This is a genomic window from Marinobacter adhaerens HP15, from assembly GCF_000166295.1.
Lineage (GTDB): Bacteria > Pseudomonadota > Gammaproteobacteria > Pseudomonadales > Oleiphilaceae > Marinobacter > Marinobacter adhaerens.
In genome coordinates, this window is the sequence record NC_017506.1 from 3336410 (window position 1) to 3357299 (window position 20890).

20 protein-coding genes and 1 pseudogene are annotated in these 20890 nt (G+C 59.6%); 12 read left to right on the top strand and 9 right to left on the bottom strand.

Annotation, left to right across the window (positions count from 1 at the left end):
- The first annotated feature begins 295 nt into the window (after nucleotides 1–295).
- On the top strand, nucleotides 296–973 hold the full coding sequence (locus tag HP15_RS15790; RefSeq protein WP_041646379.1) for a response regulator transcription factor: 678 nt from the start codon (nucleotides 296–298) through the stop codon (nucleotides 971–973).
- Nucleotides 974–1048: 75 nt separating this feature from the next.
- On the opposite strand, the gene HP15_RS15795 is transcribed toward HP15_RS15790, so the two are convergent.
- From HP15_RS15795 to HP15_RS15810, 4 genes and pseudogenes are all read right to left on the bottom strand, one after another.
- Complete coding sequence (locus HP15_RS15795) at nucleotides 1049–3310, bottom strand: hybrid sensor histidine kinase/response regulator (RefSeq protein WP_014578394.1); 2262 nt, start codon at nucleotides 3308–3310, stop codon at nucleotides 1049–1051.
- Nucleotides 3288–4456: pseudogene (nosP, locus tag HP15_RS15800) on the bottom strand (nitric oxide-sensing protein NosP). The gene HP15_RS15795 and the pseudogene nosP overlap by 23 nt, the downstream one beginning before the upstream one ends.
- Before the next feature lie 239 nt (nucleotides 4457–4695).
- Nucleotides 4696–5796, bottom strand: coding sequence for a porin (locus HP15_RS15805; RefSeq protein WP_041645648.1), 1101 nt, complete (start codon nucleotides 5794–5796; stop codon nucleotides 4696–4698).
- A 187-nt stretch (nucleotides 5797–5983) separates the two neighbouring features.
- On the bottom strand, nucleotides 5984–7390 hold the full coding sequence (locus HP15_RS15810) for a WS/DGAT domain-containing protein (RefSeq protein WP_014578397.1): 1407 nt from the start codon (nucleotides 7388–7390) through the stop codon (nucleotides 5984–5986).
- Nucleotides 7391–7750: 360 nt separating this feature from the next.
- Between HP15_RS15810 and HP15_RS15815 the strand changes: the two genes are divergently transcribed.
- Both HP15_RS15815 and HP15_RS15820 read left to right on the top strand, forming a co-directional pair.
- Complete coding sequence (locus HP15_RS15815; RefSeq protein WP_014578398.1) at nucleotides 7751–8674, top strand: alpha/beta hydrolase; 924 nt, start codon at nucleotides 7751–7753, stop codon at nucleotides 8672–8674.
- A gap of 83 nt (nucleotides 8675–8757) precedes the next feature.
- On the top strand, nucleotides 8758–9507 hold the full coding sequence (locus tag HP15_RS15820; RefSeq protein ID WP_014578399.1) for an FFLEELY motif protein: 750 nt from the start codon (nucleotides 8758–8760) through the stop codon (nucleotides 9505–9507).
- Between the two features lie 20 nt (nucleotides 9508–9527).
- On the opposite strand, the gene HP15_RS15825 is transcribed toward HP15_RS15820, so the two are convergent.
- Nucleotides 9528–9806: a polyhydroxyalkanoic acid system family protein gene (locus tag HP15_RS15825; protein WP_014578400.1), complete on the bottom strand. Its 279-nt coding sequence runs from the start codon at nucleotides 9804–9806 to the stop codon at nucleotides 9528–9530.
- A 125-nt stretch (nucleotides 9807–9931) separates the two neighbouring features.
- On the opposite strand from HP15_RS15825, the gene ubiE reads away from it, so the two are divergent.
- The 9 genes from ubiE to HP15_RS15870 all read left to right on the top strand — a co-directional run bounded on the left by ubiE (nucleotide 9932) and on the right by HP15_RS15870 (nucleotide 16101).
- Nucleotides 9932–10723 carry a bifunctional demethylmenaquinone methyltransferase/2-methoxy-6-polyprenyl-1,4-benzoquinol methylase UbiE gene (gene ubiE / locus HP15_RS15830; RefSeq protein WP_014578401.1) on the top strand — a complete coding sequence of 264 codons (792 nt, stop codon included), beginning with the start codon at nucleotides 9932–9934 and terminating at the stop codon, nucleotides 10721–10723.
- Nucleotides 10723–11364 carry a ubiquinone biosynthesis accessory factor UbiJ gene (locus HP15_RS15835; RefSeq protein ID WP_014578402.1) on the top strand — a complete coding sequence of 214 codons (642 nt, stop codon included), beginning with the start codon at nucleotides 10723–10725 and terminating at the stop codon, nucleotides 11362–11364. Before ubiE ends, HP15_RS15835 begins: the two co-directional genes overlap by 1 nt.
- On the top strand, nucleotides 11361–13004 hold the full coding sequence (ubiB, locus tag HP15_RS15840; protein ID WP_014578403.1) for a ubiquinone biosynthesis regulatory protein kinase UbiB: 1644 nt from the start codon (nucleotides 11361–11363) through the stop codon (nucleotides 13002–13004). Before HP15_RS15835 ends, ubiB begins: the two co-directional genes overlap by 4 nt.
- A gap of 27 nt (nucleotides 13005–13031) precedes the next feature.
- On the top strand, nucleotides 13032–13448 hold the full coding sequence (hisI, locus tag HP15_RS15845; protein WP_008170988.1) for a phosphoribosyl-AMP cyclohydrolase: 417 nt from the start codon (nucleotides 13032–13034) through the stop codon (nucleotides 13446–13448).
- A gap of 12 nt (nucleotides 13449–13460) precedes the next feature.
- Nucleotides 13461–13790: a phosphoribosyl-ATP diphosphatase gene (locus tag HP15_RS15850; RefSeq protein ID WP_014578404.1), complete on the top strand. Its 330-nt coding sequence runs from the start codon at nucleotides 13461–13463 to the stop codon at nucleotides 13788–13790.
- Nucleotides 13791–13878: 88 nt separating this feature from the next.
- Nucleotides 13879–14118: a Sec-independent protein translocase subunit TatA gene (gene tatA / locus HP15_RS15855; protein WP_014578405.1), complete on the top strand. Its 240-nt coding sequence runs from the start codon at nucleotides 13879–13881 to the stop codon at nucleotides 14116–14118.
- 11 nt (nucleotides 14119–14129) lie between these two features.
- Nucleotides 14130–14603 carry a Sec-independent protein translocase protein TatB gene (tatB, locus tag HP15_RS15860; RefSeq protein ID WP_014578406.1) on the top strand — a complete coding sequence of 158 codons (474 nt, stop codon included), beginning with the start codon at nucleotides 14130–14132 and terminating at the stop codon, nucleotides 14601–14603.
- Nucleotides 14600–15385, top strand: a complete 786-nt coding sequence (tatC, locus tag HP15_RS15865) for a twin-arginine translocase subunit TatC (protein ID WP_014578407.1) — start codon at nucleotides 14600–14602, stop codon at nucleotides 15383–15385. The genes tatB and tatC overlap by 4 nt, the downstream gene beginning before the upstream one ends.
- On the top strand, nucleotides 15382–16101 hold the full coding sequence (locus HP15_RS15870; protein WP_014578408.1) for a 16S rRNA (uracil(1498)-N(3))-methyltransferase: 720 nt from the start codon (nucleotides 15382–15384) through the stop codon (nucleotides 16099–16101). Before tatC ends, HP15_RS15870 begins: the two co-directional genes overlap by 4 nt.
- A gap of 13 nt (nucleotides 16102–16114) precedes the next feature.
- On the opposite strand, the gene HP15_RS15875 is transcribed toward HP15_RS15870, so the two are convergent.
- The 4 genes from HP15_RS15875 to pepP are packed head-to-tail and all read right to left on the bottom strand — an operon-like array spanning nucleotide 16115 to nucleotide 20874.
- Nucleotides 16115–17029: a DUF808 domain-containing protein gene (locus HP15_RS15875; protein WP_014578409.1), complete on the bottom strand. Its 915-nt coding sequence runs from the start codon at nucleotides 17027–17029 to the stop codon at nucleotides 16115–16117.
- A gap of 19 nt (nucleotides 17030–17048) precedes the next feature.
- The gene (locus HP15_RS15880; RefSeq protein ID WP_014578410.1) at nucleotides 17049–18272 is read right to left on the bottom strand and encodes an FAD-dependent monooxygenase; all 1224 of its coding nucleotides are present in this window, start codon (nucleotides 18270–18272) and stop codon (nucleotides 17049–17051) included.
- On the bottom strand, nucleotides 18265–19548 hold the full coding sequence (ubiH, locus tag HP15_RS15885) for a 2-octaprenyl-6-methoxyphenyl hydroxylase (protein WP_014578411.1): 1284 nt from the start codon (nucleotides 19546–19548) through the stop codon (nucleotides 18265–18267). The genes HP15_RS15880 and ubiH overlap by 8 nt, the downstream gene beginning before the upstream one ends.
- A 6-nt stretch (nucleotides 19549–19554) precedes the next feature.
- Complete coding sequence (gene pepP, locus HP15_RS15890) at nucleotides 19555–20874, bottom strand: Xaa-Pro aminopeptidase (protein ID WP_014578412.1); 1320 nt, start codon at nucleotides 20872–20874, stop codon at nucleotides 19555–19557.
- Between the last annotated feature and the right edge of the window lie 16 nt (nucleotides 20875–20890).

The window sequence follows — 20890 nt, forward strand, 5'->3', positions numbered from 1 at the left end:
GACTGGAGTTATTGTTGGTTGTAGGCTCATTGCTCCACGATACGAAGCCCACAGCCCGGCAAGAATAGTACTTTGGTGCCTGTTTTTTGGTGCGATGGTCGCATTCACCCCGAGACCAGGATGGCGTGTAATGAAACCATCACAATAATAAACAGAGGATCGACTCCGACTCCGGCGATTCTCTGCACAGGAGGCCGCTATGCTGAACGAGCTCGATGCCGCACTCTCTTCCGAAAACCGTTATCATGATTCGGAAGCCATTCCCGACACTGAAAACAAACAGGTAGACCCATCCATGGAGCCGGCTTACAAGATCCTGATTGCCGACGACCACCCGCTGTTCCGGGAAGCCATCAGCAGCGTTATCGCCTCTGGCTTTGAGGGCAGCGAGATCATCGAAACCGACGATCTGGACAGCGCTCTCGACATTACCCGTGAGAATGACGACCTGGACCTGATCCTGCTGGACCTGAACATGCCCGGCATGCATGGTCTCAACGGTCTGATCACGTTGCGCAACGAAGCCCCGACCATTCCGGTGGTGATTGTCTCTGCCGAGGAAGACAAGCAGGTGGTACTGCAGGCCATTACCTACGGCGCCTGCGGATTCATTACCAAGTCCTCGCCCAGGGCCCAGATGACCGAGGCCATCCAGCAGATACTGAACGGCAATGTCTACCTGCCCTCGGACATCATCCGAACCGGCAAGGAGAGCAATACTCGTCGTGGCCGCAATGAAGACAACCCGATTTCACCGGAGCTGCTCAACTCACTGACACGTCGGCAGCTGCTGGTGCTCGAGCGCATGTCCAAGGGCGAATCCAACAAGCAGATCGCCTATAACCTGAACATCGCCGAGACCACGGTGAAGGCCCATGTTTCCGCAATCCTACGCAAGCTCGGGGTTCACAACCGGGTGCAGGCGATTCTATCTGCCAGCGATGTGGATTTCAGTCAGTATCTGAAGCGGTAATAAGTTCAGGACTTCACAGGCTAAAAAAAGGGTCAGGTGACATGTTCATCTGACCCTTTTCGTATGAGACCGCCGTCAGCTTCTCAGTAGATGACTCAGCGCACTCCTCAGCTTCAGAGGCTTCACCGGCTTGTTCATCAGCAGGTGCCCAAGTTCGCGGATATGCTGCTTGAGTTCGTTGGTGTAGTTAGCCGTAATCATCACCACTGGCGCCGGACATCTCCGGCGGCCATTGATCTCCGCAACCACATCCACGCCGTTTTCATCGTTGTCCAGATGGTAGTCCGCCAGGATCAGGTCAACCGCACTGCTGGCCGGGTCCAGTTGGCGTTCGAGATCTTCCAGGGACACCGCCGTCACCACCTGGCAGTCCCAACCTTCGAGCAGGGTTTGCATGCCCTGGCAAATAGACTGGTCGTTGTCGATCACCCAGATCCGGGCCCCGCCCAGACCGCTATCGAAAGACAGGGCCCGGTTCTGGTCGGGCGCTGCTTGCCTCGGCTTCAGCTTTCCGACGGGGACCCGGACGCTGAAGACTGACCCCCTGCCCTCGATGGAATTCACCGTCACCTCGTGCCCCAGCATTCGGGATATTTTGTCGACGATGGCCAGACCGAGTCCCAGGCCTTTATCCGGCTGAGAACCGGCGGGGCGAATACGCTTGAATTCCTGGAAGATCTCGGTGAGTTTGTCTTCGGGAATCCCCGGGCCGGTATCCCACACCTGCAACAGCACATGATCCTTTTGTCGGCGAACGCCAAGCAGGATCCGGCCGTTGCCGGTGTAGCGAATGGCGTTGGTGAGGAAATTCCGGAGAATCCGCGCCAGCAACTGGGAATCGGACTCCACAATCGCGGAGCTGGCAATAAAGTCCAGTTGCAGCCCCTCGGCCATGGCCATCTGCCGGAATTCCCGTGCGATATTGTTGAGCAGGTCCCGAAGGTCAAAGGCGGTGACATCCGGCTTGATCACGCCGGCATCGAGCTTGGAAATATCAACCAGAGTGCCCAGCAGGTTTTCAACGTCATCCAGAGAGGTGCTCACCGATCGAACCAGGCCTTCAGCCTTGGGCCCGAACGACTGTTCCAGCAATGCACTGGTGAATAACCGTGCGGCATTCAGAGGTTGCAGCAAGTCGTGGCTGACGGCCGCCAGGAACTTGGTTTTAGAAAGATTGGCCCGTTCGGCCTCCAGTTTGGCATCCCGAAGGCGCGCTTCCACAGCCGCCCGCTCGGTGATTTCCTGGCGCAGCTGGTTGTTCAGGCCGGTCAGGGCTGCGGTGCGCTCCTTCACCCGTCGCTCGAGGTTGTCATAAGCCTGCTCCAGGGCCAGGGCGGTCTTGCGGCGGTCGGTGATGTCCCGTATCAGCACGAAGAAACCGATGATATCGCCCTGCTCATCGAAATTCGGCACGTAGGAACGCAGCATGTGGCGTACCTCACCCTGCTCACCGGTCTCCTCGAATTCGAACGTCACGTTGTGGCCGTCCATGACATCGAGAATCTGGGGAAGCAGGCGCTGGTAAAACTCCGGCGAATGCACCTCGTTAAGACGTTTGCCAAGGGGCGACTCGCCTTTGCGCCCGTACCATGACTCATAGACCTTGTTGCAGAACTGGATGGTCATGTCGGCCCCGATATAGGCAATCAGCGCGGGAACATGGTCGGTCACCACCCGGATCCAGCGCTCGCTTTCTTCGAGCGCCTTGATCCGGCGGGCCATTTCGCTGTTCTTCACATCGGTGATGTCGGAATAGAGCACCACCAACCCACCTTCCCGGGTCGGTCTCTCGGTAACCTGAACCCAGCGGCCGTTGGCCAGCAGAAACACCACGCCTTCCGAATCCGGATGGCTGTGTTCCTCCAGGACCAGACCGCAGGCCACCGCCTGCCGCTTTACGTCTGAAATCCGGGTACCCTGGCCCGGCGCGTCAACACCGGCATGGCGCCAGTAACTCCGGAACCGGCTGTTGCTCTGGATCAGGCAATGCCGGTTATCAAACAGCACAAAACCGTCGGCAATGCTCTCGATGGCATCGCTCAGTCTCTGGCGGGTTGTCTCGGCTTCTTCCCGGGCCCGGTTCAGGGCCTTGTTGCTGCCCTTGAGCTGCTCCATGGCCTGGTTCAGTGCCTCGGTCCGCTCCCGAACCTGCTCGGCAAGCACCACCGAGTGCTCGAAGGCGGCGTAGGGCTCCGGCTTGTGGGCAGAGCCGGACTCCACCCGGACAATCAGGGCATCGCGAATCCGCCGCAGGCGCTCGTTCTCCGCCTCAAGTTCGGCAATCCGGAGATCCCGCCTGTCTTCAACGGGTGCTTCAATCTTGTCCGGAATGGACATCAGGCTGGCCAATGACCACCCCCGTAAACGTCTGGTTGATGTGCATACCGTCGAACTGTTCGCCGTACGTGTTGAAGCCAATCACATTGTGGTGGCGGAGGAACTGCGAGACCGCTTCCACCTCCCCGGTGAGTTCAGCCTCCAGCCTGCGCAGAAAACAATCGCAGCCGATGGTCACCAGAGGTGGCCCCACAACCCGTTCTGCGGCTTCTATCTGGGTACGAACGCTGTCCAGCAGGGATTCCGGCTCCATGGCCGTCATCACGATTCCGGTTTCCACGGCGCAATAGAAAGTCAGACTCTTGTCCGGGTTCACCCGCTGCACCGAGCGGACAAAATAGTGGCCGCCGATTTTCACCCCCATGGGCCGTAGCGCAAACACCTTGCGATCCAGTGCTTCGACATCCACGCCAACGGCTCGGGCATAGGCATCGGCTGCCGGCTCTGCATTAAGCTCGAACACCGTGCGGCTTTCCGCGCAGGCGTCCGTCACCACCAGCTTTTCACTGCGTTCGACCATGTGGTGCGTGGAAAACACCCGGAAATCCAGCGGTGTATTTACCAGCAACACCGTGGCGGCTCCGGTATGGAACTGGCCGTCGTAGAACACATGGGTATTGGCCAGCCGCTCATCGTCGCCGGCAGAACCGCCAAACTGGGGAATGGTGCCAAGGGCCGAGTTGAGCGTTGCCAGCACCAGCTCTTCACGGCTGGACAGGCCGTCCAGCAGCGTGATGGCAAAGGTGTTGCCTTTGACCGGCGCGAGTCTGGCATCCCGGCAGGTCGAAAGCAGACCGTCGATTACCCCCTGGGCATCCTGCAGGGTGAATCGGTCCAGCTCCCGGATCAGCGCGCAATCGATGGCAAAATAGCGGCTGTCAAAGCCGATGGCGGTGATGCATCCACGTCCGTAGCCGTCCGGAGTGATCTCCCCGGCCGAGGTGCAGCCGCAGACGCGCACACCCTGAAAACTGTGCTCAAGGGCACTACCAAGTCGACCCAGGTCGTATTCCGCAGAACAGAAAAAAGCACACAGCCAAGATGCTCGTGGCTGAGCTGGCTGGCGAGATTGGTGGCGGCCAACATGGGATCGCGAACGCTGGAGCTCGCTACCCGGACCGCAGGCAGGGTCGTCGCTGGCTTCATAAACGCGGTTCCCGAAAACGGATGACTTTTCACCGATTCTACGGCATCCGTAAACGCAGCCAATGCGACTTCAGTGCTTTTAATAGGCGCGCCAAAATGATCGTAAGCCATTGATTAAACAGCCTCCTGAATCAATGCCTGGTGGCGCTGCCGGTTTGCCTCAAGGCAAACCGGCACTTTAGTCTTAGACAAACCAGCGCAGCGAGAGGCCTCCTGCCACCCGCAACGCCAGGTAGGGCTTAGAACATCACGATGGCGCCAAGGGCGATGGTGTCCGCCTCAGTGGTGGTTGCACCGGTGGTGCGGTTGTTGTCTTCGTACATGTTGTACTCGGCAACCAGCTTGAAGTTGCTGTTTACATCGTGGAAGAACCCGAGCGTTGTGCTCTCGGTTTCCAGATTCAGGATTTCAGCGTCCGTCTCGCCGTAGGAAAGCACAACGCGATTGGCACCGAAGGCATAGGAGCCCTGAACCAGGAAGCCGTCGGCATCGTCTTCGGTCACCGCACCGTTGCCAATCAGAACCGGGTTGTCACCCTTGGAAGTAAAACCGGAAGCGGCCAGGGTCAGTCCCGCGACCGACGCCTTGATACCGTACCCGAGGCCCGTGCTGTCGACGGTTGTCGTGCCGTTCTCGGCAGACTGGTAGCGGCCGTTCACCCAGCCGGTCAGGGCCACATCGTTCAGGTTGGCGTTATAGGTTACCTCGGACTCGAAGCGGGGTGCGGCGTTTTCATCGTTGGCGCCGGTCACCGTATCGGCGGGATCCAGCACACCGGCCGCGACTTTGAGGCCGCCCATATCCGGCGAGCGATAGGTAATCTGGGCGGAAGGTGTCGGGTATGGATAGCCTGCGCGGATATTGCCGAAGGAAACGCCACCGGCAACGCCCGGGGAACCGAATCCCATCAGGATTTCGTCGAGGAAAATGTTGGAGCGGGCATACAGGCCGAAGTCCTTACCAATCAGCACCTGACCAAAATCGCCGTCTACCGTGGCATAGAACTGACGCACGTCGATGGCGGTGTCTGTGGGTGAATCAAGACTGTCATTGATGGTGGTCCAGAACGAAGAACGTCCGCCCAGGGTCAGATCACCTATATCCTTGCTGAAATTGAAGCCGATGGTGTTCGGCAGGAAGCCCATCTTGATGCGGGAATCCCGAACGTCGTTCTGCTTGTCGTCACGGTTTACGTAGAATGCGTTGAAGTAGCCATCCACGGAAAAGCTGGTGCCGTCCTGGTTATACAGCTCAACAGCGGCATTGGCTCCTGCGCTGGCGCCCATGGCCGCTGCCATGGCAATCGCTAACCCTGACTTTCTGACGTTATTGTTTTTCATAGTTCCCCCGGTTGTTTTTGGAAATCTGGGATCGGAGGCCCGGATCATCCGGACGCCCCAGGCGCGGTCTGTCGCCTGAATTCCATGGTCGGTGATGCGAGGGAGGGGGAAAATGCTTCGACGGAGCAGGTTTTCTGCTCATTTGGGAGGCACTTGAATTGAAACTTTGGGAGTACGACCCGGCGGATCAGTCGCCGGGGAACTGGGCCAGTTCCTGCAGGCAGTCGTTGAGGAAGTCTTCGGGGTCGGCCATCACCGCCTCATCGGCAACGACGCCAAACTGCACCTGGTCGGCGTAGCTGACAATGCTGATGCCCAAACCGATATCCCCGGCCTGGGGCACCCAGAACATCTGTTCGGTTATCCGGCAGCCGGCAATATACCGGGCCTCCGGAGTGCCGGGCACGTTGGACACCACGGCACTGGCCTTGCGGTAGAACACCTCGGCCAACGGCTCCCGCCAAGGCTCTGGAACAATCGTGGCGCTGGCCGCGAGACCCCAGGCAATGCCGGGCTGCCAGCTTTTCTTAAGACGGCGGGTTTCGTGCTTGATGCGGAAAAGTCGCTCGAGGGGACTTTCACCATCCACCGGCAAAGGTACAAACACGGTGCCAAAATAGTTGCCCAGCGCGCCGGGTGCCGGCTTGAGCTCCTCGGGCAGGCGACTGCGAATATCCACCGGTACGGCGGCATGCAGCACGGCTTCATCGAGGTCCTCGCCTTCAATGCCCAGGCGGGTGCGCACAGCCGCCGCCACACAGCTCAGCAACACATCGTTGATGGTTACATTGGTAGCTCGGGCAATGTTTCTGAAGCGGTCGAGGGGTACCGGCTCGGACCAGCGACAATGTCGCCTCCCCAGCAGCGGCTGCCTGAGATCCGTCGCCGTGTCTTCCGGCTCCACCAGGAACTCCGAAAATTCATTGACCAGCTTCAGGCTCTTCTGGGCGACCCGCTCCAGCAAGCGACCCGCGTCCTGCCATTGATTACCGGCGGACCGGTCTGCATTGCCAGCACCGTGGGATTCTTCAGAAGGATCTTCGGATGCCATCAGTTGCCCGAACCAGGCCTTTGCCGCAGCCGTCCAGCGTGACAGCTCCGCGATTTCGGGGGCGCCGTAAATGGCGGGATGCTGCTGGGGAGAGGATGGGCACAGTCGGTCAAAGATGCCCAGCAGAGACAGGCCATCGGCGTAACAGTGGTGAATGCGCAGCAGTAGCACCGCCCCACCCTCGGCATTGGGCGCAAGCCAGAATTTCCAGCGCGGACGATACATGGGCAGAGGCTGGTTCAGACGCGCGGACACCCATTCCTGAAGGCTGTCGGGCGTGAAACGATCCACAACCACATCAAGGTGGTGGCTAACATCAAACGTCGGATCCTGCTCCCACCACCAGGCAGGTGAGCGCTTGACGGGCATGTACCGGAAACGCTCCCAGGCCATCCAGTACACCCGCAGAAACTCCCTGAAACGGGGCGCAGTGAGCCCATCAACCCGCAGCATCACGGTGATGGTCATGGGGTTTTCCGGGCGCTCCAGGGCCAGCCAGGCCGAATCAGCAGGTAGCAGGAGATGCGATTGCTCGTGACTCAAACCCGAACGTCCCTGGAGAAGTAATGAAGAAAGGGGCCCTGGATCCAATGCCAAGCACGAGGCGCCCTAAGTAAAAACCGAACTCCGCATTGTGCCAGACAAGCCGCGCCGTCTCCATATGCGGCACCAGCGCACGCTGTTACAAAAATTACACGTGAGTAACTGTTCAGTCCTATACTGGTTATAAGCCTTGGTGCAATGGTTATTAAACGCTGCCGATCCGTGATCGATTGGCCCTGAGACATCAAAAAACCCGTACTCAGAGCCAGTAACATAACGAGGTGATCGGGGTACAAAAGGCTTACCAGCACAACCAAATTCCAACAACAGGCCATTGCCGTGCTGGGTGGGAGAACAGTTATGAAAGCGAGCCATGTTCGCAAGCTGATCAAACCGATTGAAAGCGCCTACTCGGAAATGTTTTCCGGGCATGTGTATCGCGTCGGCAAGGGCGCTGTTTCCGTTCGCAACCACAGCGGCAAAGCGGAGCAGACGGTTATTGGCGTGCACGGTTTTCTGGAAAACCACTGCTACTTCACCCAAGCTTATGAAGCGCCGACCACTGAGCTGATCCTGCTCACCTGCAGCAACTACCACATCCCGGTAAACGGCGTTACGCCGGAAACGCCGGAATGGGAAGTGCCGATCAAGCAGCTGGAAGGCACGATCGAGTACGACGCCTGCATTCTTAACCAGGCGCTCTCCAGCCTCCCGACTACTCAGAACATCCGGGTTCATGGACATTCCCGTGGCGGAGCGGTCATTCTCGAGGCCATCAAGCAATGGCCCGAGCTCTATGATGACGTGGAAGTGGTTCTGGAGGCACCGGTACTCCCCAACGGCAAGCTCTCAGCTCTGGTAACCACCATTCTGGAACCGGTCAGTCACGGCATGTGGCCCTGGCTGATCCGGCTGATCAACAGCGCTCCGTCGTCGGCCTATGGCCAGACCTTTTTCGGCAAGATGAATCCGCGCAAGAAGCAGCTGTTGAGCAAGCTGTTCTCAGCCACCAAGGATCACCTGACCATTGTTCGTAACATCGAGAACATCATGGACTGGATGGCGCGGACGGACAGCAGTGTCTACGGTCATGTGCGCCACGGCACCTTCCTGATCCCTGCCGTAGATCGCATTCTCGATCGCTCATCCATGCTGGCCAGCGCCCGCCAGAGCCCGACCACCATGCGCATCGTGGAAACCGAGGCACCGAGCCACTTCATTACGCTGGACAGCAAGGAATGGGTTCCGGGGTTCGAAACGCTCCCGACAGCCGCGCAGGGCTGACGCCCGGCTTGCACCCTGCTGCAAGACCACTGCAGCTCCGCTAAACTACGCTCTTTTCCTCAGGTTTAGTGGAGCCATCGCCCATGTACCGTGAGCGCCTCGTCGCTACCGAAGCCCGCTCTGAAAGCGCTCGCCGGCTGCAGCAACTGCTTCTGGACTACCATGATTTCCGGCGCCTGAAAGCCGAGCATCCGCTTATGGAACACGCCGTCTCCGTCGCCGACTGGCAGGCGGAGCGGCTGAAGTCGACCCATGAGGATCTTTATCGCCATCCCGGATATCACCACGGCCTCGAATTTCTGCTGACCGACCTCTACGCCCCGGCCGGCATGACCCGCCGGGACGACAATATTGATCGGGTGTTTCCCAAAATGGTGAAGTGGTTACCAGATAATCTGCTGGACACCTTCGCCGGCCTCGTGGAACTGAACCTGATCACCCAGCAGCTGGACCTTGAGCTCGCCGAACTGTTCCACCAGCAGGGTGTGTCGGTGTGGGCAATCACCACGGACGCCTATTGTGCCGCCTACCGGGAGAGCCGACGGCTGGCGCAGAGAGAGAAACAGATTACCCTGGTGGCAGACGTTGGCCAGCAACTTGATCGCTATGTCCGCAACCGCTCCCTTGGATGGCTGCTATCGATGACCCGGGGCCCGGCAGAGATGGCCGATCTGACGGATCTGCACAGCTTCCTGCACCGGGGTTATTCCGCCTTCCGGAAGATGGACGATGTGGAGCTACTGATCGACCGGCTGGTTTCCCGGGAGCAGCGGGTGATGCGCAACATTCTCGACCATCACCCGGACCCGTTCAGTCTGCCGGAAAACCTCTGAGCCGGGGATAGTTGGCTGGCTCAGGCCTTGATGATCTGGTCCAGCTGGGAGTGGATTTCCTGCTCGATCCGCGATTTGAAGGGCCGTAGCATCATGCCCAGCTCCAGGTGAATGTGCAGGTCTGTCGGCGTGATGTTCAGGTGCCCCTTGACGCCACTGCGCTTGAACTTCAGGTGGTCGCCTTCCCACTCATAATGCACGTCAAACTGACTGGACAGGTCTTTGGCAAGGGATTCTGCGGCCTGCCTTGCGTGTTCTTGATCCAGGGTGTGCGGGCGATGTACATCAATTACAGACATGAAGCGGTTTTCTCTCGGATTTGGATAGATTTACAGTTTAGGGCGCTATTTAACTCACCGCCACCCTTGTAGCAACCCCGTCAGCGGTTAGAATACGGGGTTCAGATTCTGACAGGACATGCCCCATGAGCGAGCAGCAAACGCCAGCCAACCAGGCCGCAAACAGCAACGGCCAGGACGACGTAACCCATTTCGGTTTCCGCAATGTGCCCAAGAGCCAGAAAGCGAGCCAGGTGGCCGAGGTGTTCCACAGTGTGGCGGGCAAGTACGACCTCATGAATGACCTGATGTCCATGGGAATTCACCGGCTCTGGAAACGTTTCACAATTGAGCTTTCGGGCGTGCGTCCCGGCCACCAGGTGCTGGACATTGCCGGCGGCACTGGCGATCTCACCATGAAGTTTTCAGACCTTGTGGGTCCGTCCGGAAAAGTGGTACTGGCCGACATCAATGCCTCCATGCTGCAGGTGGGCCGCAGCCGGCTGACCGATCGCGGCTATGCAGGCAACATTGAATACGTACAGGCAGATGCCGAGCATCTGCCGTTTCCAGACAACAACTTCAATGCGGTATCCATCGCCTTCGGCCTGCGCAATGTCACCGATAAAGACCAGGCCCTGCGCGACATGACCCGGGTTCTCAAGCCCGGCGGCAAGCTGATGATCCTCGAATTTTCCAAGCCGACCAATCCATTGCTGAGCAAGGCCTACGACACCTACTCGTTTTCCGCCCTGCCCCTGATGGGCCAGCTCATCGCCGGCGACAGTGAAAGCTACAAGTACCTGGCTGAATCCATCCGCATGCATCCCGACCAGGACACCCTCAAGGGCATGATGGAGAACGCCGGCCTGGTGAACTGCAAGTACTACAACATGACCGGCGGTATCGTCGCCCTGCACGTGGGAATCAAGCCCTGATGTTTCCCGGCCCCACCCTGCTTTCCGCTGTCTCCGCTATCCTGGAAAGTGCCCTGAACCGGGCACTGGAACTGGATCCGGCGGGGCATAGTGCCTTGATGGAAGCGTTGGCGGGTCCGGTTCAGTTCAATATCACCGACCCGATTGCCCTGACTTACACCCTGGACCGGGCCGGAAACCGCGTCCGCGTCGGCAGCCAGCCGGTCGAACAGCCAGCGCTCGAGATCACCGGCAAACCCATCGCCTTTGCAGCGCTGGCCACCGGCGATGACCGGGTCTTTGCCGACGGCCGTCTTGACGTGACCGGCGACACAGCGCTGGCCCATCAGCTGCAACGAGCCCTGAACCAGCTTGAACCGGATTGGGAAGCCGCCATCGCCCGGCACATCGGCGATGTGCCCGCACACTTCCTGGGCCAACGGGTTCGCGGCGCTATCCGATGGAGTCGACAGGCCTTTCAGTCCCTGAATGCCAACATCGAGGAGTATGTGCACGAGGAAAGTCGCGCCCTGCCCGGTCGGCGGGAACTGGAAGCTACGTTCGAGGATATCGACGAACTGAACCTGCGCACGGAAAGACTGGAAGCGCGGCTTAATCTGATTGAAAACCGCGGCAAGACTGACGAATCGGAGAACCTGTGACCCGCCTGCAACGCCTGTTCCGAATTGCCTGGGTATTTTGCCGCTATCGGCTGGACACGTTCCTGCCAATCGCAGAACTGCCCGCGCCCCTGAAGGTGTTTTTCCTGCTGGCGCCCTGGCATCTGTTCCCGCAACCGAAGCTCAATCGTGGCGACCGCCTTCGGCTGGCGCTGGAGGAACTGGGCCCCGTGTTCGTAAAGTTTGGCCAGATCCTCTCGACCCGAAGGGATCTTCTGCCGGACGACATGGCGGAATCCCTGAAGAATCTCCAGGACCGGGTACCGCCGTTCCCGAGCAATGAAGCCCGGAGCATTATCGAAACCTCCCTCGGTGCCCCGGTTTCGGACCTGTTTGCCGAATTCAGTCCGGACCCGCTTGCCTCGGCATCGGTTGCCCAGGTGCATGCAGCCACCCTGCGCAACGGCCAGAAGGTAGTTGTGAAAGTTCTGCGACCGGGCATCGAGAAGGTAATCCGTCAGGATCTGGCCCTGATGTACCTGATGGCCGGCCTGCTGGAAAAATACTGGTCCGAAGGCAAGCGCCTGCACCCGGTGGAAGTGGTAGCCGACTACGATTCCACCATTCACGATGAGCTGGATCTTCAGCGCGAAGCCGCCAACGCCAGCCAGCTGCGCCGGAATTTCGAAAACTCCTCGCTGATCTACATTCCCTTTATCGACTGGGACTACACCCGCAAATCCGTGCTGGTGATGGAGCGGATTCACGGCATCCCCATTGCCGATACTGCGGCTCTGAAGGCCGCCGGCGTCGACATGAAGGTACTGGCCGAGAAAGGCGTGGAGATTTTTTTTACCCAGGTATTCCGGGACAGCTTCTTCCACGCCGACATGCATCCGGGCAACATCTTTGTGGATACGTCCAATCCCTCGGATCCCCGATATATCGCCATCGATTTCGGCATCGTCGGCACCCTGGCACCGGATGACCAGAGCTATCTTGCCCGAAACCTTCTGGCCTTTTTCCGCCGGGATTATCGGCAGGTTGCGCAGCTGCATATTCAGTCCGGCTGGGTACCGCCCGATACGCCAGTGAACCAGTTTGAGGCGGCCATACGTACTGTTTGCGAACCCATCTTCGAGAAGCCGTTGAAGGATATCTCGTTCGGCCACTTCCTGTTGCGCCTGTTCCAGACCGCACGGCGGTTCAATATGGAAGTGCAGCCCCAGCTCGTTCTGCTGCAGAAAACCCTCCTGAACGTGGAAGGTCTGGGCCGACAGCTGTATCCGGATCTGGATTTGTGGAGCACCGCGCAACCCTACCTCGAGACCTGGATGCGCAAACGCATTGGCCCTTCGGGGCTGATCAAGTCGCTGCAGTCGCACCTTCCCTCCTGGCTGGAACAGTCGCCGGAAATGCCCCAGCTGGTGCACGATGCGCTCTTGCAACTGCGGCAGGCGGGGCCCACCGAGCCCCAGAACCGGGCAACACTGGCGTTGCTCCGGGAGCAGCAGATCCGTACCGAGCGGCGTTGGCGGCGGGCGACATTGGCGGTACTGCTCATTGCCGGCGGCTTTCTGGGCACTCAGCCCGAGAGCCGGCAGTGGATTGAAAGCGTGCCTGCCTGGAGCTGGGCCCTGTTTGCCGTCGCCGGCGGGCTCATGCTCCGGGGCAGCCGATAACCGATAAAGATTTCAGGATTCACAAAAATGCAAAATAGCTCGGATAACGTCGAGACCCCTGACTGGCTGGATGCCATTCGCTGGACAGAGGACGGCCTGGTTCCGGCCATCGCCCAGGACGCCGACACCGGCGATATCCTGATGATGGCCTGGATGAACCGCGAGTCGCTCAGGCTGACCGCCGAAGAAGGCCACGCCGTATACTGGTCGCGCTCCCGGGGCAAGCTCTGGCGCAAAGGGGAAACCTCGGGGCACCAACAGGTCATCCGGGACATTCGACTGGACTGCGACGAGGACGTCATCCTGCTGAAAGTAGAACAAAAAGGCGGCATCGCCTGCCATACTGGCAGACGCAGCTGCTTCTACCGGACTTTGAAAGACGGTCAGTGGGTCAGCGTTGACCCGGTGATCAAGGACCCCGGCACTATTTACGGCAGCAACTGAGGAGCACGGACTGTGAGCGATGTATTGGAAAACCTGGCGAGGGTTCTGGAGGCCAGGAAAGAGGCAGACCCGGAAACCTCCTATGTAGCCAGCCTCCACGCCAAGGGCCTGAACAAGATCCTGGAAAAAGTGGGGGAAGAGTGCACGGAAACCCTGCTGGCAGCCAAGGACGCAGAGCATTCCGGGGAAACCCGGGACGTGGTCTATGAAACCGCCGACCTCTGGTTCCACAGCATGGTCATGCTGTCGAGACTGGGCCTTGGCCCGAAGGACATCCTGGACGAACTGGCCAGCCGGTTCGATCTGTCAGGCCTGGAAGAAAAAGCGTCGAGGAACAAGTGAGCGGTAATACCTCTAAAGGGGTTTCCGCGTAACGGTTCTGGTAACGTACAATGTCATTGAACAGAAACATTAAAATGAGGACCCCGTAATGGGTATCAGCATCTGGCAGTTACTTATCGTACTCGGCATTGTCATTCTGTTGTTCGGAACCAAGAAGCTTCGCAACATCGGCAGCGACCTCGGTGGTGCCATTCGCGGCTTCAAGAAGTCCATGAGCGATGAGGACTCCAAGGCCGAGAACCAGGAATCCCTGGAAGGCAAGGAAGGGGAGCAGCCACAGCAACAAGCGGCGGCCGAAGACAAGCCCCGGGACAAGTCCCACAGCTGAGACCAGGCTGAATGTTCGATATCGGCTTTCTTGAGCTGCTGATCTGCGGCGTCATAGCGCTATTGGTACTCGGCCCCGAGCGCCTGCCTGCGGCCGCCCGTGCGGCTGGCCGCTGGGTGGGTGGTGCACGGCGCATGGTTGGCCAGTTCACCTCGGAACTGGACCGGGAGCTAAAAGCCGGCGAACTCCGCGACGAGCTTCGCAAGGCAGGAGATGTTGGCCTCGACGACGTTCAGAAAACCGTGCGCGGCGCCCTGGACGAAGCCAGGAAATACGAGCACATGATCCTGCCCGAGAACGAGACCCAGAAGCCAAGGCCTGCACCTGCGACACGGCGGGTATCCGGCCAGCCAAAGGCCTCCGAGGCTCCAGCGCAGGATCAGCCCGATGCTGGTAGCTCCTCGCAGACGCCAGATTCCGGCTCTGACGGAAACGAACAACCCAAACGCGAAACCCCGCAAAGTCCGCCGGATAATCGTTCATGAATGCAAAACCCGACGGCAACCAGCTGCCTCCGGAGCAGCAGGAAATGCCACTGATCGAGCATCTGCTCGAACTGCGTAATCGCCTTCTGAAAATGGTTCTTGCGGTGCTGGTCTGCTTCGCTGCCATTTATCCGTTTGCCAACGAACTTTACCTGTGGCTGTCGGAGCCCATCCGTTCCCTGTTGCCCGTTGGCCAGACCATGATCGCAACGGATGTTACCTCGCCCTTCTTCGCACCGCTGAAGCTGGCCCTGGTTCTGGCTGTGTTCGCTGCCATTCCGATCATTCTCTACCAGCTCTGGAGCTTTATTGCCCCGGGCCTCTACGCCCACGAAAAACGCCTGGCCTTTCCGCTGCTGTTTACCTCGGTCATCCTGTTTTACGCGGGCGCGGCGTTTGCCTATTACGTGGTTTTCCCGCTGGTGTTCGGCTTCTTTACTGCGATAGGCCCCGAAGGCATCGTCGAACTTCCGGACATCACCAGCTACCTCAATTTTGTACTCAAGATGTTCTTCGCCTTCGGTGTGGCCTTCGAAATTCCGATCGCCACGGTGCTGTTGATCCTCACCGGCGCCACCACACCCGCCGATCTTGCAGCCAAGCGCCCCTACGTGGTGGTGGGCTGTTTCATCATCGGCATGCTGCTGACGCCGCCGGATATTATTTCCCAGACCCTTCTCGCGGTTCCCATGTGGATCCTGTTCGAGGTCGGTATCCTGTTCGGGCGGCTGGCAAAACGGGAAGTCGCAGACCCGGAAAGCGATGAGCCCGCCGGCGAATGAATCTGGCGTTACTGTTTGACGAGGATTTCGTGGCAACTGACCGTGCCGTTCTGCGCGGTCGACGCCTGGCGCACCTGCAGTCCGTGATCAAAGTGGTTGCTGGCGACACCGTGCCGGTCGGCCGCGCGGATGGCCAGTTGGGAACCGGCGAAGTTATCCGGCTTACCGATAACGAGGCGGAGCTGCGGGTGACGCTGAATCAGGATCCGCCGCTGCCTCTGCCGCTCACCCTGATACTCGCCATGCCCCGGCCCAAGATGTTCCGTCGCATCCTGCAAACCTGCGCTGCCCTCGGCGTGAAGGACCTCTGGCTGATCAACAGCTACAAGGTGGAGAAAAGCTTCTGGCAGACGCCGTGGCTCTCAGACGAACAACTTCGGGAGAACCTGACGCTGGGGCTGGAACAGGCAAAAGATACCCTGATGCCACAGGTGCATATCCGCAAGCTGTTCAAACCCTTCGTGGAAGATGAGTTGCCGGCGCTATTGGCGGATAAACGAGCCCTGGTAGCGCATCCAGGCACAAGCACCCCCTGCCCTGTGCACCTCAACCAGCCGACCGTGCTCTGCATTGGCCCGGAGGGTGGCTTCACGGCTTACGAAGTGGGCAAACTGGAAGAAGCCGGCTGCCAGAGCGTGCATCTCGGCCCCCGTATTCTGCGGGTCGAAACCGCGGTACCGGTACTGGTGAGTCGGTTGTTCGACGCCTGCCTCTAGAGCCCCGGTCTTCTCAGGCCTTTCTCGCCTGCCACCATCGCGTCAGTGGCGTGACAATGGCCACCAGTAGCGCACCTGCCAGCACACCGAACAGGCCATTGGCCACCGTTGGTACGAGCACACCAGCCACACCACTGAAACCCTCGGCAAAGTGATGAATAGCGTCGTATACCGGCGTCAGTCCGTGGGTAAGAATGCCACCGCCCACCAGAAACATCGCCAGAGTGCCCAGAATGGAGAGCGTCTTCATCAGATAGGGGGCCAGCCAGAGAATGCCTGACCCCAATTGCTGGAGCACCGGGTTCTCTTGCTGGCTGAGGTAGAGACCGCCGTCGTCCAGTTTCACGATCCCCGCCACCAGACCGTAAACACAGACCGTGATGAGGATGGCGACCACCGCCAGCACCATGAACTGCATGCCGATGGTCTGGGTCGTTACCGTTCCAAGGGTAATGGCAATGATCTCGGCAGACAGAATGAAGTCGGTGCGGATGGCGCCTTTGATCTTGTCTTTCTCGATCGCCCGCAAGTCGACGTCCGGGCTCTTCAGGGCTTCACGCAGCTCGCCTTTGCGCTTCTGGTCCTGCTCCCGGTGCAAAAACTTGTGCACCAGCTTCTCGAAGCCCTCAAAGCAAAGGAATGCACCGCCGAGCATCAGCAGAGGCGTTACCAGCCAGGGCATGAAAAAACTGATCGCAAGGGCCGCCGGCACCAGGATGGCCTTATTGATCATGGAGCCGCGGGCAACCGCGAGGACCACTGGCAGTTCCCGGGCAGGCTTTACACCGGTCACCTGCTGGGCATTGAGCGCCAGATCATCCCCCAGAACACCTGCGGTTTTCTTGGTGGCGGCTTTTGTCATCAGGGCAACATCGTCCAGAACGGTGGCGATGTCATCGATCAGAACCAGAAGGCTGCTTCCTGCCATTGGACAATTCCTTTTTTATTCAGCCGTTAAGCCCCATGGCCTCGGCAGCTATACGATTTTTCACCGGCCCCATCTGGTTGAGCCAGCGCAGGCCGGTATTTCGCAGCCAGCGGACCGGCAGCTCATCACGGCCGAACAGCTGCTTGAAGCCCTCCATGGCGGCCATCATGGCGAGATTCTCGCCTTTCCGGCGGCGCTGATAGCGCGCCAGAACCAGCTCATTGGCTGGACTCTGGCCCGCCTTTTTGGCTCGCGAAAGCTCATCGAGCAGAGCCCGTACATCTCCGTAGCCAAGGTTGGCACCCTGTCCCGCCAGCGGATGGATGGTATGGGCCGCATCGCCGACGAGGGCAAAACCGGGGGCAATGTAGTCCTTCGCGTGGCGCTGTCGAAGCGGAAAGGCGAAGCGACCGGAAATGGACTCCACCGATCCCAGCTCGCGCTCAATCGCACGCTCAAGTTCAGCGGCAAAGTCGGTGTCGTCCAAAGCCATCAGACGCCGCGCTTCCCCGGTATCCTGCGACCAGACAATGGAACAGAAATGCTCATCTCCGGACTCTGGCAGCAAGGGCAAAAATGCCAGCGGCCCGGTCGTCGAAAATCGCTGCCACGCGGTGAAACGGTGACTCTGGCTGGTTTTCACCGTGCATACGATTGCCTGCTGGTCGTAGTCCCACTCACGCGTTGGCAGGCCAACCCAGTGGCGCAGACGGGAATTGGCACCGTCACACCCTACCAGTAGCCCCGCCGACAGGGATCGACCATCCTCCAGCTCAACCGTATAAGTTCCAGACAACCGTTTACAACCAGTAATCCTTGCGCCATCAATCAGTTCGACCGGACTTTGTTCCAGGGCCCTGAACAGTGATCGCACGATGCTGCGGTTCTCGACAATCGTTCCGAGAGCCCGCGCCTGAAGCTCGGCGGCCTCGAACTGTATACGCCCCGTGCCGTCGCCATCCCAGACCGTCATGGTCTGGTAAGGACAGTGCCGACCGGCGGTCACCTCGGACCAGACTCCGAGTTGCTCCAGCAATTGCTGGCTCGCCACCGAAATGGCACTGACCCGAGGTTCAAAATCGGCAACGGTGGTGGCGGAGTCCGGCGCCTCAACCAGAGACTCATGGCCGGAACCTTCCACCAGCCCCACATGCCAACCCTGTTGTGACAGCCCGAGAGCCAGGGCGGAACCGATCATGCCACCGCCAGCCACAAGAATATCGAACGTTTGCGCCTCACTCATTAGCCGGCGCCTCCCGGTTCAGGTTTCCGGGCCGCTCAATCATGGCCCGTCGGCCGCCCAGGCCCATGGCCTTGCGGGCAAACCAGCGTTTTGCCCCAGGCAACAGATCAAGACCCACCAGGCCGGCATCGCGGGCCGCCGCAACCGGCAGCATGGAATGCCCGAACAAACGGACAAGCGAATCGGAGAAGCGCACCGTCTGTTGCCAGTCTTCCCGATGCAGTGCCTGGTAGCGCTTCAGGACCTCGATATCGCCAATCGACCTGCCCTGCTCTTCAGCCAGGCGAAACTGTTCGACCAGCGTCATGAGACCTCTCAGCGCGAGATTGAAGCCCTGCCCGGCGACCGGATGCAGGGCATGGGCCGCATTGCCCACAAGGGCAACCCCGGGGCGCACCGGCTCGTCTACCGTCGTCAGGGTCAGCGGGTAATGGTGACAGGTGCCGATGCGGGTAAACCGGCCCAGACGCCAGCCAAACCGGTCCTGAAGCCAACGACATTTCTCGTCGTCGGGCAGCGCCAGAACCTGCTGCAGAACCTCATCGGATAGCGTCCAGACCAGTGCCGACTGATGTCCGGCTCTGGTCGGTGATCCATGGGGCAGGAGAGCCATGGGACCGGCATCGGTAAATCGTTCAAAGGCAGTGAATCCATGGCTGTCACTGGTGGAGACATTAGCGATCAGAGCATTCTGGCCATAGCTGTGACGATCCGGCCGGAACCCGAGCCTTTCCCGCAGACCGGAACGACCGCCATCTGCAACGACGAGGCAACGGGCCGTCAGTTCCGCGGTCTCTTCACCCTCTTCTGAGAGCTGAACACGGACGCCGCCGGGAATGGGCGTCATGTCCGTTACTTCTGCCGGCGCCCGCCACTGGACGTTGGTATCCAGAAGCTCACGCATCAGACACAGCCCCATCCAGCGATTGTCAGCCACGTACCCGAGCGCCGCCTGGCCATGCTCGGCAGCATGCAACCGTGTGGCGCCGAAATGGCCCCGATCTGAAACATGGATATGTTCGATGGGTGTGGCATGTTCGGCCAGCCTTTGCCACAGCCCCAGCTCCTCAAAGATTAACCGGGAGCCCCACGCCAGTGCGGTTGAACGGGCATCGTAACTCGGCTGGTAACTCTCGGGCAGGGCGTCGGGCGAGAGCGGGAAGGCCTCGACCACGGTCACGCGCAGTGACGGCACCATCCGTGCCAGCGCCAGAGCCAGGGTCGCTCCGGCGAGGCCACCGCCGGCAATGATCAGATCGGTATCAGGCTTGGTCACAGGCTGTCAGTCCGCCATCAGGGCTTCGATTTCGGCAATGGTTTTCGGCACCGCTTCGGTCAGGACCCGGCAGCCGTCTTTGGTCACCACCACATCGTCTTCGATGCGTATGCCAATGCCGCGCCATTTCTCATCCACGTCGGTGTTATCCGGCGCAATGTAGAGGCCTGGCTCGACGGTCAGGGCCATGCCGGGTTCCAGCTGGCGCCAGGCGTCACCGACCTTGTAATCGCCGACGTCGTGTACATCCAGCCCCAGCCAGTGGCCGGTTCGGTGCATGAAAAAGGGCTTGTAGGTTTCGTTGGCAATGGCATCTTCCAGGGTGCCGGACAACAGCCCCAGATCAATCAGGCCCTGGGTCAGTACTTCCAGCGCAGCCTCATGGGGCCGGTTCCAGTGATTTTCAGGCGAGACCGCCTCGATGGCCCGATACTGCGCCGCCAGCACCACCTCGTAGAGGGCCCGCTGTTCATTGCTGAACTTTCCACTGACCGGGAAGGTGCGCGTTATGTCGGAGGCGTAGCACTGGTATTCACAGCCGGCATCAATCAGCACCAGATCGCCGTCCTTCAGCGGTGCACTGTTCTCGATGTAATGCAGGATGCAGCCATTGGCGCCCCCGCCCACGATGGAGGGATAGGCCGTAGACCGTGCGCCATGCTCCATAAAGGTGTGGATAAGCTCGGCCTCGAGGTTGTACTCGAAGCCGCCCTTGCGGGCCCGTTTCATGGCCCGGCAATGGGCCTCGGCACTGATCTGGCCGGCCTTGGCCATGATCTTGATCTCATTGGCGCTCTTGTATAGCCGCAGATCATGAAGCAGGTGCTCCAGGGCTACGAACTCGCCCGGCGGATGGGCGCCGCTGCGAACCTTGCTGCGAATCATCTTCACCCAGTCCATGACACGGGCGTCAAAATGATCATCCTTGCCGAGGGGATAATACACTCGGCTGCGACCCTCGATCATGCCCGGCAGGATATCGTCGATGTCTGCAATCGGAAACGCATCGTCCAGGCCGTAGCGTTCGATGGCGCCTTCCGGGCCAACCAGGAAACCGTCCCAGAGCTCCTTCTGCGGATTGCGCTCTTTGCAGAACAGTACCGATTCCCCGTGTTCACGGCCCGGGATCAGCGCCAGGACGGCCTCCGGCTCACCAAAACCGGACAGGTAATGAAAATCGCTGTCCTGGCGGAACGGATGCAGCACGTCCCGATTACGAACGCGCTCCGGGGCGGCCGGAATAATCGCAATGCTGTCTGGCGCCATACGCTCCATCAGCTTGCGACGGCGCTCGGCAAACTCCTTTACGGGAATCATGGAGTTCATAGTCTCTCCTGCAATC

What these genes read in the sequence shown, in the direction of transcription:
- HP15_RS15790 (WP_041646379.1), top strand. Translation starts at nt 296, where the DNA reads ATGGAGCCGGCTTACAAGATCCTGATTGCCGACGACCACCCGCTGTTC.
- HP15_RS15795 (WP_014578394.1), bottom strand. Translation starts at nt 3,310, where the DNA reads ATGTCCATTCCGGACAAGATTGAAGCACCCGTTGAAGACAGGCGGGAT.
- HP15_RS15805 (WP_041645648.1), bottom strand. Translation starts at nt 5,796, where the DNA reads ATGAAAAACAATAACGTCAGAAAGTCAGGGTTAGCGATTGCCATGGCA.
- HP15_RS15815 (WP_014578398.1), top strand. Translation starts at nt 7,751, where the DNA reads ATGAAAGCGAGCCATGTTCGCAAGCTGATCAAACCGATTGAAAGCGCC.
- HP15_RS15820 (WP_014578399.1), top strand. Translation starts at nt 8,758, where the DNA reads ATGTACCGTGAGCGCCTCGTCGCTACCGAAGCCCGCTCTGAAAGCGCT.
- HP15_RS15825 (WP_014578400.1), bottom strand. Translation starts at nt 9,806, where the DNA reads ATGTCTGTAATTGATGTACATCGCCCGCACACCCTGGATCAAGAACAC.
- ubiE (WP_014578401.1), top strand. Translation starts at nt 9,932, where the DNA reads ATGAGCGAGCAGCAAACGCCAGCCAACCAGGCCGCAAACAGCAACGGC.
- HP15_RS15835 (WP_014578402.1), top strand. Translation starts at nt 10,723, where the DNA reads ATGTTTCCCGGCCCCACCCTGCTTTCCGCTGTCTCCGCTATCCTGGAA.
- hisI (WP_008170988.1), top strand. Translation starts at nt 13,032, where the DNA reads ATGCAAAATAGCTCGGATAACGTCGAGACCCCTGACTGGCTGGATGCC.
- tatA (WP_014578405.1), top strand. Translation starts at nt 13,879, where the DNA reads ATGGGTATCAGCATCTGGCAGTTACTTATCGTACTCGGCATTGTCATT.
- tatB (WP_014578406.1), top strand. Translation starts at nt 14,130, where the DNA reads ATGTTCGATATCGGCTTTCTTGAGCTGCTGATCTGCGGCGTCATAGCG.
- tatC (WP_014578407.1), top strand. Translation starts at nt 14,600, where the DNA reads ATGAATGCAAAACCCGACGGCAACCAGCTGCCTCCGGAGCAGCAGGAA.
- HP15_RS15870 (WP_014578408.1), top strand. Translation starts at nt 15,382, where the DNA reads ATGAATCTGGCGTTACTGTTTGACGAGGATTTCGTGGCAACTGACCGT.
- HP15_RS15875 (WP_014578409.1), bottom strand. Translation starts at nt 17,029, where the DNA reads ATGGCAGGAAGCAGCCTTCTGGTTCTGATCGATGACATCGCCACCGTT.
- HP15_RS15880 (WP_014578410.1), bottom strand. Translation starts at nt 18,272, where the DNA reads ATGAGTGAGGCGCAAACGTTCGATATTCTTGTGGCTGGCGGTGGCATG.
- pepP (WP_014578412.1), bottom strand. Translation starts at nt 20,874, where the DNA reads ATGAACTCCATGATTCCCGTAAAGGAGTTTGCCGAGCGCCGTCGCAAG.